Origin of the sequence: Flavobacterium sp. GT3R68 (assembly GCF_007109225.1) — a bacterium.
Classification (GTDB): Bacteria; Bacteroidota; Bacteroidia; order Flavobacteriales; family Flavobacteriaceae; genus Flavobacterium.
Genome location: NZ_VJZK01000001.1, coordinates 207573 through 223593 on the forward strand (window position 1 = coordinate 207573; position 16021 = coordinate 223593).

The window sequence follows — 16021 nt, forward strand, 5'->3', positions numbered from 1 at the left end:
TTGTCCGATTATATTATAGACAGCCTTATTGTAAATTTTTAGCGAAATACCTAGATTTTATGAGCTTTTACAAAGATTACCAAAAATTAATTGAAAAATATTTGCGTTTTTCTTAAAAGAAAAGATATTTTCCTATATATTTGAATCGCTAAAAAACCAACCAAACCAATAATTATGAAAAATAAATTACTCTCGATTGCTTTACTTGCCGTCACCAGTTTATCGTTCGCACAAGGCGGAGTATGGAAAGCAGCAGTAAAGAAAAGCGGAACGACCGTTGTTGCGAACAAAACACAGCTAACTTCACCAAGATTGTATGATTTGGATGTAAATAGCCTTAAACAAGCCTTGGCACATTCACCAAAAAGGAATTCGGTGGCCGGAAAATCCAATACCATTATTGCTTTCCCAAATGCAGACGGAAAATTAGAAAATTTCAGAATATTGGAAACATCCAATATGGATCCGGCTTTAGCAGCCAGATTCCCTGAAATTAAATCCTATGTAGGTCAAGGCGTGGACAATCCAACGGCAACCATTCACTTCAGTCTGTCTCCGTTAGGATTACAAACCATGTTGATTTATGCCGATAAATCAGCGGTTTTCATTGAACCCTACACTACTGATTTAAGCACCTATACCGTTTATAAAAAATCTGATAAAGCGGCTTCACTTTCAAAATTTGAATGTACCGTAATCGAAACAGCAAAAAACGAAATCAATACTACTTTAAGACCAAATGCTGACGACGGAAATCTAAGAACGTATAGATTAGCGATGTCCGTTACCGGAGAATACACTACGTATTTTGGAGGAACGAAAGCATTGGCATTAGCTGCTATCAATAATTCGATGACACGTGTGAATGGCGTTTTCGAAAAAGATTTCGGAGTTCACATGAATCTGATTGCTAACAATGATCTGGTAATTTATACAAGTGGATCAACAGATCCATATTCTGATGCCGCAACCGGTTCAGGAGGAGCTTGGAATCAGGAATTGCAGACAACACTTACTAATGTTATCGGAAGTGCCAATTATGACATCGGTCATTTATTCGGTGCCTCAGGTGGGGGTGGAAATGCTGGCTGCATAGGATGTGTTTGTAAAAACCCAACTACATCAGTACCATTAGGAAAAGGGAGTGGATTTACTTCCCCTAACGACGGTATCCCTTCTGGAGACAACTTCGATATTGATTATGTAGCACACGAAATGGGACATCAATTTGGCGGAAACCATACCTTTACTCATAGTAATGAAGGAACCGGGGCTCAAATGGAACCGGGAAGTGGCTCAACTATTATGGGATATGCCGGTATAACTTCTCTTGATGTACAACCGCATTCTGATCCTTTTTTCCATGCAATAACCATTCAGCAAATTACCAATTATATCAAAACCACTACTTGCCAGACAACAACAGTGACTGGCAATGCAATCCCGACAGCTAACGCCGGGTTGGATTACACCATTCCTAAAAGCACTCCGTTTATGTTAACTGGTGCAGGTACAGATGCTAATGGTGACGCATTAACTTTCGATTGGGAAGAAATGGACAATGGTACTGCTTCAACTGCACCAAGTGCAACTAAAACGACAGGACCAAATTTCAGATCTTATGTACCTTCCACTTCGACAGTACGGTATTTTCCAAAAATGACGTCAGTCCTAACAGGAGCTACAACGACGGCAGGTACAGAACTTACCGTAGAAGCATTATCTTCTGTTGCAAGAACCTTGAATTTCAGATTAACTGTTCGTGATAATCGTGCAGGCGGACCGGCAAATAACAGCGATGACATGATTGTTACTGTTAATGCAACAGCAGGACCGTTTTCTGTAAGCGCCCCAAACACAGCCGTTTCTTGGGCTGGAGGGTCTACTCAAACCGTTACATGGATTGTTGGCGGAACTACTGCAAACGGCGTAAACTGTGCCAATGTTGATATTTTAATATCTACTAACGGAGGTACGACTTGGTCAACTTTATTAGCTGCAACTGCAAATGACGGAACAGAAGCTATTACAGTCCCTAACACAGCAGGGACCCAAAACCGAATTATGGTTAAAGGTAGCAGTCACATCTTTTTTGATGTTTCCAATACTAACTTTACCATTACGTCAGGAACATCAGACACAGTAGCCCCATCGGCTCCATCAAGCTTAGCAGCTTCGGGAACGACACAAACGACAACCAATTTATCTTGGACAGCTTCTACGGATAACGTAGCAGTGACCGGATATGACGTATATCAAGGTGCTGTTTTAAAAGCAACTGTAACCACTACTTCATATGCAGTAACTGGTTTAACAGCTGCAACAGCATACACTTTCTCTGTAAAAGCAAAAGACGCAGCCGGAAACGTATCCGCAGCAAGTAATACGCTGAATGTTACCACATTATCGGGGACTGCAGTTTATTGTGCTTCTCAAGGAAACAGTGTGGCTGACGAATTAATCGGAAGAGTACAAATCGGCACCATCAACAATGCTTCGACAGGCGGAACTGGGTATACAGATTTCACCGCTTTTTCTACAAACCTTACCAAAGGAGCAGCTGCAACTATTACTGTAACTCCAACATGGACAAGTACAGCTTATCCGGAGGCGTATGCAGTTTGGATTGATTATAACAATGATAAAGATTTCACAGATGCAGGAGAATTAGTTTGGAGCAATGCCGCTTCTACAACGACTCCGGTTTCAGGTTCGTTTACTGTTCCTGCCACCGCTGCAACAGGTGCAACAAGAATGCGTGTGTCTTTGAGATACAATGTTATTCCAGGATCATGTGAAGCTTTTGATTTTGGACAGGTAGAAGATTACACAGTTAATCTTATAACTGGTGCTGCTGACACAACTGCTCCATCGGCTCCAACAAGCTTAGCCGCATCAGGAACCACACAAACTTCTACAAGCTTATCTTGGACAGCTTCTACGGATAATGTAGGTGTTACGGGATATGACGTATATCAAGGTGCTACATTAAAAGCCACCGTGACTACAACTTCCTATGCTGTAACAGGTTTAACAGCTGCAACAGCATATACGTTTTCTGTGAAAGCCAAAGATGCTGCCGGAAATATTTCTTCGGCAAGCAACACGGTTAATGTAACCACATTAGCAGGAACAGTTACATATTGCACCTCTCAAGGAAACAGTACGGCTGATGAGAAAATAGGAAAAGTAGTTTTCGGATCCATTAACAATACCTCTACAGGTACTGCAGGATATGAAAATTTTACCGCAATGTCAACAAATGCGGTTCGAGGAACTTTAAACACTATTACAGTAACTCCTTCCTGGACTTCATCAGTTTATGCTGAAGGGTATGCTGTGTGGATCGATTACAATCAAAATGGCGTTTTCACTGATGCAGGTGAATTAGTTTGGAGCAATGCCGCTTCTTCTGCGACTCCGGTTTCAGGTTCCTTTACAATTCCTGCAACGGCTACTTTAGGAGCAACAAGAATGAGAGTTTCTATGAAATACAATGGAATCCCGACTGCTTGTGAAGCTTTTTCTTATGGACAGGTAGAAGATTACACGGTGAACATTACAGCTACTGCGAAGCCTGCTGAAAGCACAATCGGTAACATCAAATTATTCCCTAACCCAACATCGTCAATCTTAAATGTAACTTCAATTTCTGAAAATGCTACATTCAAAGTATACAATTTGTTAGGGCAGACAATTTTGAACGGTAAATTATCAAATGGTTCCATTGATGTATCAAGCATCAAAACAGGAAACTATGTTTTGGAAATTACCGATAATAATATAGTTGCAACAAAGCGTTTTATAAAACAATAACAAACTAACATATTTAAAAGCTATCTCATTGGGGTAGCTTTTTTTTTGGAATAAAATCAGTACTTTTAAACCTGAAAAATTATAGTTAAATATGAAAAAAATAGTACTCCTAACCTTATTTATGATGAGTGTAAATGCAGTTGTAGCCCAAAACGTTATGTCGCCCGAATTACTTTGGAAACTGGGAAGAATCACCGCTCTTGGGATTTCGAAAGACGGAAAAAATGTCATCTACAAAGTATCCACACCGGATGTTGCCGAGAATAAATCGGATTCAAAATATTATTCCATTCCGGTAAACGGAGGAAATGCCAGTGAAATTACTGATTTCAAAACGGTGCTCAAAGATAAAAATGTTTCTCCCGACGGGAAATACATCGTATACAATGATGAAGTAAAAATAGACAAGGTACACGGAAAGGATTTTTATCCCGAATTGGATAAATCAAACGTTCAAATCTACAACGGACTGAACTATCGCCATTGGGACACATGGAATGAAGGGAAATTCAATCACGTATTTTATAAAGGAAGTAATGGAAATGATAAAGCAATTCCGGTTGATATTCTGAAGGGCGAAGCTTTTGATTCTCCACAGAAACCTTTTGGCGGAGATGAGGATTACATCTGGTCGCCGGACAGCAATAGCATTTTGTATGTCTGCAAGAAAAAAGAAGGAACTGCCTATGCAGTTTCGACCAATACCGATATTTACGAATACAATTTGGCCACGGGAAAAACCATCAATCTCACTGAAGGAAACATGGGTTACGATACAAACCCGGCATTCTCCCCTTCCGGAAATTTAACTTGGTTACAGATGCAACGTGACGGTTATGAGGCGGATAAAAATGATATTATCGTTAGCTTCAAAGGCATGAAGATGAACCTGACCGGCGGATGGGATGGTACTGTGGATAGTTTTATGTGGAGTTCTGATGGTAAAAAAGTGTATTTCATAGCTCCGGTGGATGGGACCAAACAATTGTTTGAAGTTAATTTTCCGGGCCTGAGCAGAATCGCAATCACGGTAAAACAACTTACTAATGGTGATTTCGATGTGAGTGATATCGTAGGATTTTCCGGCACTACCGCGATTGTTACGCGAACCGATATGAATCATGCAGGTGAATTGTTTTCATACGATTTAAAGAAAAAAGTTTGGAAACAATTGTCGAACATCAACACGGCAACCTATAAAACTTTGGCGTTAAGCAAAACAGAGAAAAGATATGTGACCACTACTGATGGCAAAAAAATGCTGGTATGGGTAATTTTACCTCCTAATTTTGATGCGAATAAAAAATATCCAACACTCTTATTCTGTCAAGGCGGACCACAATCTCCTTTGACTCAAAGCTATTCATTCCGTTGGAATTTTTCCTTAATGGCAGCTCAGGGGTATGTAATCGTTGCCCCAAACCGTCGTGGAATGGCAGGACATGGAGTCGAATGGAACGAACAAATCAGTAAGGATTGGGGCGGACAGGTTATGGACGATTATTTATCTGCGATTGATGATGTAGCTAAAGAAAAATACGTAGACAAGACCCGATTAGGGGCAGTAGGAGCAAGTTACGGAGGGTATTCGGTGTTTTATTTAGCCGGCATCCACAACAACCGATTTAAAACATTTATCGCACACGATGGGGTTTTCAATACCCAAAGTATGTTCGGGACTACTGAAGAAGTATTTTTTAACAATTGGGACTTCGGAGGTGCCTATTGGGAGAAAGACAACAAAGTTGCTCAAAAAACCTACACTGTTTTCAACCCGGCTAATCATGTCGAAAAATGGAATACACCAATCTTGATTATTCAGGGAGGAAATGATTTCAGGGTTCCGATCGGGCAATCACAGGAAGCATTTCAGGCGGCACAATTGCGCGGTATAAAAAGCAGGTTCCTTTATTTTCCTGAAGAAAACCACTGGGTTCTAAAACCACAAAACGCCCAAGTATGGCAGCGGGAATTTTATAAATGGCTGAAAGAGACTTTATAAAAATGAATAAAATGTTAAAAACGAAATCAATATTGTAACAATTTCGTTTTTTTACCTACCAATATGAAAACCTAAAAACTAAAAAAATGTATACCTTAAAAATTAGACCGCTTCTATTAGCCTCTGCACTGATGCTGGGTATGGGTGGTTATGCACAAGACAATTTAGTAAATTCCTTAAAAGTAAATGCAAGCGACAACAGCAAAGCGGCTTTTAAATTTACAGATGTAGTAAATATTGAAAACACTTCAATCAAAAACCAAGGTTCTTCCGGGACTTGTTGGAGTTACTCTGCAAACTCTTTCCTGGAGTCTGAAATGATCAGAATGGGAAAACAACCGGTAGAATTATCTCAGATTTTCTCTGCCCGCAATGCTTACATTGAAAAAGGAAGAAACTATGTGCGCATGCACGGTTCTGTTGCTTTGGGTGATGGTGGGGCGTTTCACGATGTAATGAATATGTACAAAAAATACGGTGCCGTACCTCAAATGGTGTATACCGGATTGAACTACGGAACTGATAAAAATAAATTTTCTGAAATGGCTGGCATCATGGAAGCAGTATTGGCCGCCACAGTAAAAAATCCAAATGGCGAACTTACGCCAAACTGGGAAAAAGCATACACGGCTGTAATCGATTCATATTTAGGGGACGTTCCAAAATCATTTGAATACAATGGCAAGAAATACACTCCTGAAACTTTTGCAAAAGACGTAGTGGGTATCAATGCTGATGATTATGTAGAAATTTCTTCGTTACAGGAATATCCATATTATACAAAATTTACTTTATTAGTACCGGACAACTGGGCTTTTGACCAGGTTTATAATGTGAAGCTTAATGAACTTACCGACATCATCGATAACGCGCTTAAAACAGGTTATACAGTAGCCTGGGGTGGTGATGTGAGCGAGAAAAGCTTTAGTTGGAAAAACGGAGTGGCATTTGTTCCTGAAAAGAAATTTGATTCCATGACTGCTGAAGAAAAAGCTGACTTGTTTAACGGTCCTAAAAAAGAAATGATGGTAACTGAAGATATGCGTCAAAAAGCATTTGATAACTATACCACAACTGATGATCATGGAATGCACATTGTAGGTTTGTCTAAGGACCAAAACGGTAGGGAATACTATATCGTTAAAAACTCTTGGGGAGCTACCAACGACTACAAAGGATACTTATACATGACCAAAGAGTTTGTAAAATACAAAACCACTGACATCATGGTTCACAAGAAAGGACTTCCTGCTGCTATCGCTAAAAAATTAGGCGTTTAAGCATTATCCGATTATAAGACAAAAATCCCGAAGTCAGCTTCGGGATTTTTATATTTTACACTTATTACTTTAACTTGCAAACAAGCCTTAATTTCATTCCCTAGCCCTGATGGAACCGGTATCCTCGTGGAGAGTAACGAAACGAGATAAAGGTGAGAGCAGGAAAATGATTTCCTGAAAAAGCCCGAATTTTTCGCTTCTGAAAATTTTAGAAAAATATATTTTAAATCAAAAAGCCCCACTTAGCAGTGAGGCTTTTTTTATATTACTTTGGGTCTTTCATTTTAAAAGTATCCATAAACGCTGTGGTATAATCGCCCGCAACATAACGAGGATCATCCATCAATTGTCTGTGGAAAGGAATCGTTGTTTTGATTCCCTCGATAACAAACTCATCCAAGGCTCTTTTCATCTTGTTGATCGCTTCCTGACGCGTTTGCGCAGTAGTAATCAACTTGGCAATCATCGAGTCGTAATTTGGCGGAATAGAATACCCTGAATAAACGTGAGTATCTAAGCGAACACCATGTCCTCCCGGGGTATGCAAGGTAGTGATTTTTCCTGGTGAAGGACGGAAATCATTGTACGGATCTTCTGCGTTGATACGGCATTCGATTGCATGCAATTGAGGAAGATAGTTTTTTCCTGAAATTGGAATTCCGGCAGCCACCATAATCTGCTCACGGATCAAATCGTAATCAATTACTTGCTCTGTTATCGGGTGTTCTACCTGGATACGGGTATTCATCTCCATGAAGTAGAAATTCCTGTGCTTGTCCACTAAGAATTCAACAGTTCCGGCGCCTTCATATTTGATATATTCGGCTGCTTTCACTGCGGCCTCTCCCATTTTCTCACGCAATTCGTCAGTCATGAATGGAGAAGGAGTTTCTTCGGTTAATTTTTGGTGACGTCTCTGAACAGAACAGTCTCTTTCAGAAAGGTGACATGCTTTTCCAAAAGCATCTCCAACAACCTGGATTTCGATATGACGTGGCTCTTCGATTAATTTCTCCAAGTACATTCCGTCATTTCCGAAAGCAGCAGCCGATTCCTGACGGGCACCTTCCCATGCTTTTAGTAAATCTTCTTCTTTCCAAACGGCACGCATTCCTTTTCCACCACCACCGGCAGTAGCTTTCAGCATTACCGGATATCCGAATTCTTTGGATAATTGGGCTGCTTGTTCATAAGATTCCAAAATACCAACAGATCCCGGTACACAAGGCACACCCGCTTCAATCATAGTCGCTTTGGCGGAAGCCTTATCACCCATTCTATCAATCATTTCTGGTGAAGCACCGATAAATTTAATTCCGTGTTCCTGACAAATTTTAGAAAATTTAGCATTTTCAGATAAGAAACCATAACCCGGGTGAATCGCATCTGCATTGGTAATCTCTGCAGCGGCTATTATACTTGACATTTTCAAATAAGAAAGGTTGCTTGGAGGCGGACCGATACAAACCGCTTCGTCGGCAAAACGAACATGAAGACTCTCGGCATCTGCTGTAGAGTAAACGGCAACCGTTTTGATACCCATTTCCCTGCAAGTTCTGATGATGCGCAACGCAATCTCTCCCCTATTTGCAATTAATATTTTTTTAAACATCTTTTTTTAATTTAGATAATTTTATTCCGCTGCGCTCCATACAATTCGGCTACGCCTCGGGTGACAATTGGATTATTTAATAAATTAGATGATTAGACATTTCAAGAAGTCTAACAATCTAAAAATCTAAAATTAAGATGGATCTACCAGAAATAAAGGTTGGTCAAATTCTACCGGAGACATATCGTCAACAAGAATTTTTACAATTTTTCCTGAAATTTCTGATTCGATTTCGTTGAATAATTTCATTGCCTCAATAACGCAAAGAACGTCTCCTTTTCCGATTGAACTTCCTACTTCAACGAAAACCGCTTTATCTGGCGATGGTTTTCTGTAGAATGTTCCGATAATTGGAGATTTGATAGTGATATATTTTGAATTGTCGTCAGCAGCCGGAGCAGCTGCTACAGGAGCAATTGCTTGTGTTGCAGCTGGAGCCTGTGGCAAAGCATGTTGCGCTGGAGCTTGCTGCATATAAGTAATCTCTTGTGTATTCCCTTCTAAAGTCGTTCTGATCGTGATTTTCACATCATCCATTTCCAGTTTTACTTCGGCAACACCTGAATTGGCAACAAATTTGATTAAATTTTGAATTTCTTTTAAATCCATAATATTTGTGTTTGGGTTAGTTTATTTTGTGTCATATGCCCATTTGAGATAGATAGATCCCCATGTGAATCCACCACCAAATGCGGCAAAAATTAAATTATCTCCTTTTTTCAATTTTTTCTCGAAATCAAATAACAATAATGGCAATGTGGCAGAAGTAGTATTTCCGTATTTTTCGATATTCATCAAAACTTTGGCCTCATCCAATTCCATTCGGCCTGCAGTAGCATCCAAAATACGTTTGTTTGCCTGATGTGCCACTAACCAGTCTACGTTTTCTTTCGTAAGATTGTTTCGTTGCATAATCATTTCGCTAACATCAGCCATTCCTTTCACAGCATATTTAAAGACTGTTTTTCCATCCTGAAAAACATAATGCTGGCGGTTTTCAACGGTTTCTTTTGATGGAGGCAGAATTGATCCACCGGCGTCAATTTTCAGGTAATCCCTTCCGATTCCGTCTGATCTTAAAAACTCATCCTGAAATCCAAGTCCTTCATAATTGGGTTCAAACAAAACAGCACCGGCGCCATCTCCAAAAATAATGCAGGTAGCCCTATCGGTGTAATCGATGATGGAAGACATTTTGTCGGCTCCGATCAATAATATTTTTTTGTATCGTCCGGTTTCAATGTAGGCAGAAGCGGTTGACATTCCGTATAAAAAACTGGAACAAGCGGCTTGCAAATCGTAAGCAAAAGCGTTTACCGCTCCAATTTGTGAAGCAACAAAGACTCCTGTTGAGGCAACCGGCATGTCTGGCGTTGTAGTGGCCATCAATACCAAGTCGATTTCTTTAGGGTCAATATTTCCTTTTCTCAATAAATCCTGAGCCGCTTTTATGGCGAGGTAAGAGGTTCCTTTACCTTCCCCTTTCAGTATTCGTCTTTCTTTTATTCCGGTCCGCGTAGTAATCCATTCATCATTGGTATCAACCATTGTTTCCAGGATTGTATTGGAGAGTACATAGTCTGGCACGTAGCCTCCTACAGCAGTAATTGCGGCTGTGATTTTATTCATAGGGTTTGCTTATTTTCTTCCCGGAGGGTGCTCACGAAAAGTTGTTGAAATTACAAAAAAATTTCTAAACCTAAATGTTTTGTACGTGTTTATTGGGCACTAAAGTTTTAAGCAACAAAAAAAACTCTCACGTGGTGAGAGTTTATCTTTCGTTTGCTATAATGTATTATGCAACAGCAACTTGCTTGTCAATAACAACTTGTCCTCTGTAGTACATTTTACCTTCATGCCAGTAAGCTCTGTGGTATAAATGCGCTTCTCCTGTTACAGGGCATGTTGCAATTTGAGCAACTGTAGCTTTATAATGCGTTCTTCTCTTATCTCTTCTTGTTTTCGAGATTTTTCTCTTAGGATGTGCCATTTTACTATATTATTTATCCGTTAATAGTTTCTTTAATTCGTCCCAACGCGGGTCAATATTTTCTTCTTGCTTATTCTTTTCTGCTTTTTTCTCCTCAACTCTCAATTCATTCAGTTTTCGAAGGGCTTCACTATCTAAAGTTCCGTCCTTTACTCCCGGATGAACCCTTCTCAAGGGGATTGACAATGCAATCATTTCATAAATGATCTGCGAAACGTCTAATTGATGCTCACCATGCGGCAAAATCAACAATTCATCATTATCATCATTATATGCTTCCCCAAATTGAACTACTAATTTAACTTCTCCTTTAACAGGCAAATCAAACATTTCGTTCGTCAAGTCACACGGCACATGAACTGTTCCTTTGTGCTTGAATTTCAGTTCCAACATCGTGCTCTTTTTGTCCAAAACTACATTGACTTTGATGTCTGAACTTTCGAACTCATCATAATCAAAGCTATCAAAGAACGCTTTACTTATTTGATATTCAAACTGATGTTTTCCTAACTTTAATCCTACGAAAGGAATTAAAAATTCATTTAACTGTTTCATGCTAACAACAATTTGTCCCGAAACTTCGGGGTGCAAAGATATAAAATTATTGTAATATCAAAAGTGTTATCAACATTTTTTTGTTTACAACTACTTTTCTTTTGTTTTTAGCGGCTTTTTACTGATCTCCGCGTATTCATTTCGTGAATTATAGATATCAATTGCCAAATAAACGGCTTCTTTAAACGAATTAGGGTCAGCCATATTTTTTCCAGCCAAATCATAAGCGGTCCCATGATCCGGAGAAGTTCTGATTTTATTCAGTCCTGCGGTATAATTTACGCCTTTACCAAATGACAATGTTTTGAACGGAATCAGTCCCTGATCGTGATAGGTTGCTATTATCGCATCAAATTTTTCGTATTGGTTGCTTCCAAAAAAACCATCCGCAGCATAAGGACCAAAAACCATGGTTCCTTTTTCAAATAATTTTTTGATGGCCGGTTTCATAATTTCATTCTCTTCCTGACCGATTACACCGCCATCACCAGCATGCGGATTAAGTCCCAGAACGGCAATTTTTGGCTTATTGATGCTGAAATCCTGAATCAGCGATTGCTTAACCGTTTCGATTTTTTTTCTGATTAAATCTTCCGTCAGATGCGATGCCACTTCATTTACCGGAATATGATCGGTCAGAAGACCTACCCTCAAATTATCCTGAACCATCAACATTAACGCATTTCCTTCCAATTCCTGATCCAGATAATCGGTATGTCCCGGAAATTTAAATTCTTCCGACTGTATGTTAAATTTGTTGATGGGAGCTGTTACCAATACATCAACCAAACCTTCTTTTAAAGCACTTGTTGCCGCAACAAACGATTTGACGGCATATTTCCCGGCATTTTCATCATTGGTTCCGAAATTCACATCGACTCCTTCTTTCCAGACATTCAGCACGTTTATTTTCCCCGGAAGGATCTGATCCAAATTATCAATACCGTGTAAAGCGGCTGTAGATTCGAAATTTTTTCTGGCAAACGAAAGGATTTTTACATTAGCAAAAATAACAGGGGTGCAAAGTTCCAGCATTCGGGAATCTTCGAAAGTTTTGAGTATAACTTCGCTTCCAATACCGTTTAAATCTCCAATCGAAATTCCAACGATTATATTTTCTGCTTTTTTCACCATGACGACACGTTATTTATTGCTAATTTTGAAGTTGCAAATTTAGTAAAATAAAACAAGAAATGTTTACAGGAATTATAGAAACCCTTGGCACGATACAAGAAATCCGCAAAGAAAAAGACAACCTTCATATAACAGTGGCTTCATCCCTTACGGAAGCACTCAAAATTGACCAGAGTGTGTCCCATAATGGCGTTTGTCTGACGGTCGTGGCCATTGATTCGAACAGCTATACGGTTACCGCGATTCGGGAAACCATGGATAAAACCAATGTTTCGGAATGGAAATCCGGCGACATGATCAATCTGGAGCGAGGCATGAAGTTGGGCGACAGACTGGACGGACATCTTGTTCAAGGGCATGTGGACCAGATTGGAATCTGCAAATCCATTGAGGAAGCGAATGGAAGCTGGTATTTTACTTTTAAATATGATAAAAAATTAAACAATCATACCATCGAAAAAGGGTCCATCACCATTAATGGGGTCAGCCTGACTGTGGTGAATTCTCAAATAAGTGAGTTTAGCGTAGCCATCATCCCGTATACCTATGAGCACACGAACTTTAAAAATTTCAGAATAGGAACAAAAGTCAATCTGGAATTTGATGTTATCGGAAAATATGTCTCTAAATTACATTCCGTGCGATAAAAGAGACATATAAAAACAAAAAACTCCAGTTTACACTGGAGTTTTCTTATTGAGATTAAACTGATATAGCTTATAAAGACCAAATAATACTGAGATGAAAAGCAACACTAAAACACCTCCATCAATCGGGAGTCCCGGTGGTGGCGGTGGTGTGGGCGGTGGCGGATCTGCGGGAGCAGCAAAACTACTCACACATGTAAACAACATGCCTAAAACACCCAAAAGCTTATTTCTTGCGATTTTCATAGGGCGTAAAAGTAAATAAAAATTCCATCTATCAAAAAAAAATAACAAAAAAATTAAAAAAAACAAAAAAATATAAACAACCATAGAGTCTTTTGTTGAAACATTAGACTCCCAGTAATTATTATAATAATCTAAATAAGATTTGGCGGGTTTCATTATGTTTTGAAGAAACAATCAAAATACTATATAAATTTAAGCTTTTTTATTGTTAAATTAATAAAAATCCTATTCTAAAATTCAACTAAAAAGGGGTATGTTAAACCTTGCTTAACACAAAGTAATTTTAACCTTATTGATTATTCGAAAAGCTACACCAACGACAATCCAACTCCGACCTGTTCACAGATGCCGATTGTGCAGAATTTATAACCTTAAGAGGAAAAGGCTGGGTGTCTGCAATCAATAATGAAATTGTTGGTTCCGATTGTTGACCTATAAGACATTAATTTCTGGGCCGTATTTGCACGACCGGAGTTTAGAAAACAAGGCATTAGACAAAAGCTTCACAACATTATGCTGGGCTGGTATTTCAGCCAGACGAACGATACGGTTTGGCCAAACACAAAAGCCAAACGTTTTACAGAAAAGCGGGCTGGAGAGAAATCGGCATCCACGGAAAAGTTTAAATTAAGTTTGAAATGACTCATGAAAACTGGACCAATAGAAACAAATAAACATTTGCAAAATCAATTTTAAATTGATAGTTTTGGATTTAACCCCAATTTATCATGAGAAAAATTATTTTATTATCGTTGCTAACACTCACCACACTGTCTTTTGGCCAGGAAACCGAATTTAAATTTGCAAAAGAGGGCTTTACCGATTACATCATCACGACTATCGAAAATAAATCGCAGACGGAATTGTATAAAAAAACGTTGGAATGGATTGGTGCTACATATAAAAACCCGAAAGAAGCCATTAAGTCGCAAAAGGAAAATGAATTCATCCGTTTTGAGGGAGTAAGCAAATCTTTAATCAATGTGAATTCTGCCGGAAAAATTCCGCGCGAGGCCAAATATCAGATAGAAATAACCTTCAAAGACGGGAAATACAAATTGGATGTTACCGATATCAGTGTTTATTCCCCTCCCGGAGAAAATGGCGCGGGAGGCTGGGCGACCACAGAGCTTAAGAACCTCGAAGCCTATTATAATAAGAAAGGCGAAACAAAAACCGTTTATAAATATTACCCGGAAATGATCCCGGTCTTTTTTAACGACCTGAACAGAAACCTGAAAGATTTTATATTACACGGCCAGGCTGGTGGCAAAAAAAGCGATTGGTAGAAAAAAATTTAATTCAAGCCCTTCTAAATTAGAGGGGCTTTTTTTGTAAATTTAGTTTTTAAAAGGCATCGACGCTAGTTCAGTTCACTGATAAATCGAGAAGCCTCGAAATTTATAAAAATAATCGCCATTGAAGATTTGCAGGTGCTTTTGTATATATTTGAAAAAGAAACCTGCAAGAAATGAACACTGTAGATTATAACAAATCAATCCCATCTTATTTCGAATTAGATTCAAAAGGGAATATTACTTCTAAAAAAAGTGAAGAAGGTAAAAAGTTTTATGACTTTTTCAAAAATGCATTTCTAAAAGGAGAACCTATTGTTATGGAGAATCAAGGTTTTTGGCTGCATAATGACAAGTATCTAAAACAACTATTTAAAGACCTTGAAAAAGAATATTATTTTCACAAAGATTTAGAATTTTTTACAAGTCAATATCAAATTATAAAAAAATTCTACAAAAATCTTTTTCGCTCTCATTTGCACGATATTTTTGTTGACTTTCTAATTTCAATAGAGCATTTTGAAGAAGCTTGGAATGAATGGAATGTTTTAAACTTTGAAATGTGGGAAAATGATGTTACATATGGCCCAAACCATATATCTATTCTTATGGATTTTGAAAAAAGACTTAAAAGAAAAATTGTCGATGGAAAACAAATCTTTCATATGGCAAAAAAGGACAATCAACTTACCGAGTTTGGAAAAAAAAATAGAAATGAAGTATTCAAGATATTATCTATAATTCTTTCTGAAAGTACTGGGCAAAGTTTCTTTGAACAATTCTACAAGAAATTTAATTATACCAAAAATCTAGAAACTTTCCCTTTTGATTATTACAAAAAATTCTTTGAGCACAATAAAAAGTTTTTATCTATTTATAATTGGTATGATATAAATAAAATAGGAGGTGCAAAACTTAAAAACGGGAATTGCTCCAAGGCATTTATTTATGAAGCAATAAGCTCGGAAGCTAGTAGATTACTGCGAGAGGGAGAAAATGAATACAGAAAAATAATTGGCGCGAAACTTATTGGAGAAGGTTGGATAAGCGAAACCGAATTATATTATAAAATCAAAACATATTTTAATGACTTGGAAATAATTCATCACGGCAGACCCGAATGGTTAGGAAGACAACATTTTGATGTCTGGATTCCCAAACTAAATATTGCAATAGAATATCAAGGTAAGCAACATGATATAGCCGTTGAATATTTCGGAGGCGAAATTGCATTTGCAAATAATTTGATCAGAGATGAACAAAAAAAGAAGAAGTGCGAACTTAATAACTGCACTTTAATAGAAGTGAGACCAGGTTATAATTTAGAAGAAATATTAGAAAAAATAAAAACAATTTACAGGAGTTTTAACTAGTGTGGATTTAAGGTTTAGCTAAAGTTCTTTTTATATATTTGACATTAGTTTACCTGCCTAAAATAAAACGG

14 protein-coding genes are annotated in these 16021 nt (G+C 38.2%); 7 read left to right on the forward strand and 7 right to left on the reverse strand.

The window, feature by feature from the left end; genetic code table 11:
* Positions 1–174 precede the first annotated feature (174 nt).
* From FNW07_RS00930 to FNW07_RS00940, 3 genes are all read left to right on the forward strand, one after another.
* Positions 175–3816: a GEVED domain-containing protein gene (locus FNW07_RS00930; protein ID WP_126743232.1), complete on the forward strand. Its 3642-nt coding sequence runs from the start codon at positions 175–177 to the stop codon at positions 3814–3816.
* A gap of 91 nt (positions 3817–3907) precedes the next feature.
* Entirely contained in the window at positions 3908–5818 is a 1911-nt protein-coding gene (locus FNW07_RS00935) for a S9 family peptidase (protein WP_126743231.1), read from the forward strand.
* Positions 5819–5949: 131 nt separating this feature from the next.
* Entirely contained in the window at positions 5950–7098 is a 1149-nt protein-coding gene (locus FNW07_RS00940; RefSeq protein ID WP_370511486.1) for an aminopeptidase C, read from the forward strand.
* Between the two features lie 265 nt (positions 7099–7363).
* On the opposite strand, the gene accC is transcribed toward FNW07_RS00940, so the two are convergent.
* The 6 genes from accC to pdxA all read right to left on the reverse strand — a co-directional run bounded on the left by accC (position 7364) and on the right by pdxA (position 12389).
* Positions 7364–8710, reverse strand: a complete 1347-nt coding sequence (accC, locus tag FNW07_RS00945) for an acetyl-CoA carboxylase biotin carboxylase subunit (protein WP_126743229.1) — start codon at positions 8708–8710, stop codon at positions 7364–7366.
* A gap of 132 nt (positions 8711–8842) precedes the next feature.
* A complete protein-coding gene (gene accB / locus FNW07_RS00950) occupies positions 8843–9319 on the reverse strand; it encodes an acetyl-CoA carboxylase biotin carboxyl carrier protein (protein WP_126743228.1) in 477 nt (158 codons plus the stop codon).
* 21 nt (positions 9320–9340) lie between these two features.
* On the reverse strand, positions 9341–10339 hold the full coding sequence (locus FNW07_RS00955) for a beta-ketoacyl-ACP synthase III (protein WP_126743227.1): 999 nt from the start codon (positions 10337–10339) through the stop codon (positions 9341–9343).
* Positions 10340–10505: 166 nt separating this feature from the next.
* Entirely contained in the window at positions 10506–10700 is a 195-nt protein-coding gene (gene rpmF, locus FNW07_RS00960) for a 50S ribosomal protein L32 (RefSeq protein ID WP_126743226.1), read from the reverse strand.
* Between the two features lie 9 nt (positions 10701–10709).
* On the reverse strand, positions 10710–11255 hold the full coding sequence (locus FNW07_RS00965; RefSeq protein WP_126743225.1) for a DUF177 domain-containing protein: 546 nt from the start codon (positions 11253–11255) through the stop codon (positions 10710–10712).
* Positions 11256–11345: 90 nt separating this feature from the next.
* The gene (gene pdxA, locus FNW07_RS00970; RefSeq protein WP_126743224.1) at positions 11346–12389 is read right to left on the reverse strand and encodes a 4-hydroxythreonine-4-phosphate dehydrogenase PdxA; all 1044 of its coding nucleotides are present in this window, start codon (positions 12387–12389) and stop codon (positions 11346–11348) included.
* A gap of 59 nt (positions 12390–12448) precedes the next feature.
* On the opposite strand from pdxA, the gene FNW07_RS00975 reads away from it, so the two are divergent.
* Entirely contained in the window at positions 12449–13036 is a 588-nt protein-coding gene (locus FNW07_RS00975) for a riboflavin synthase (RefSeq protein WP_126743223.1), read from the forward strand.
* Positions 13037–13066: 30 nt separating this feature from the next.
* Here FNW07_RS00975 and FNW07_RS13995 read toward each other — a convergent pair whose 3' ends face one another.
* Complete coding sequence (locus FNW07_RS13995) at positions 13067–13144, reverse strand: hypothetical protein (RefSeq protein ID WP_370511487.1); 78 nt, start codon at positions 13142–13144, stop codon at positions 13067–13069.
* Here FNW07_RS13995 and FNW07_RS13725 point away from each other — a divergent pair.
* The 3 genes from FNW07_RS13725 (at position 13131) to FNW07_RS00985 (ending at position 15950) form a co-directional block, all read left to right on the forward strand.
* Positions 13131–13301 (forward strand): hypothetical protein, encoded by a 171-nt coding sequence (locus FNW07_RS13725; protein WP_158626836.1) that lies wholly within the window; start codon positions 13131–13133, stop codon positions 13299–13301. The two genes, FNW07_RS13995 and FNW07_RS13725, sit on opposite strands and share 14 nt — an antisense overlap.
* A gap of 709 nt (positions 13302–14010) precedes the next feature.
* On the forward strand, positions 14011–14571 hold the full coding sequence (locus FNW07_RS00980) for a DUF4468 domain-containing protein (protein WP_126743222.1): 561 nt from the start codon (positions 14011–14013) through the stop codon (positions 14569–14571).
* 182 nt (positions 14572–14753) lie between these two features.
* The gene (locus tag FNW07_RS00985; protein ID WP_126743221.1) at positions 14754–15950 is read left to right on the forward strand and encodes a hypothetical protein; all 1197 of its coding nucleotides are present in this window, start codon (positions 14754–14756) and stop codon (positions 15948–15950) included.
* The last annotated feature ends 71 nt before the right edge of the window (positions 15951–16021 follow it).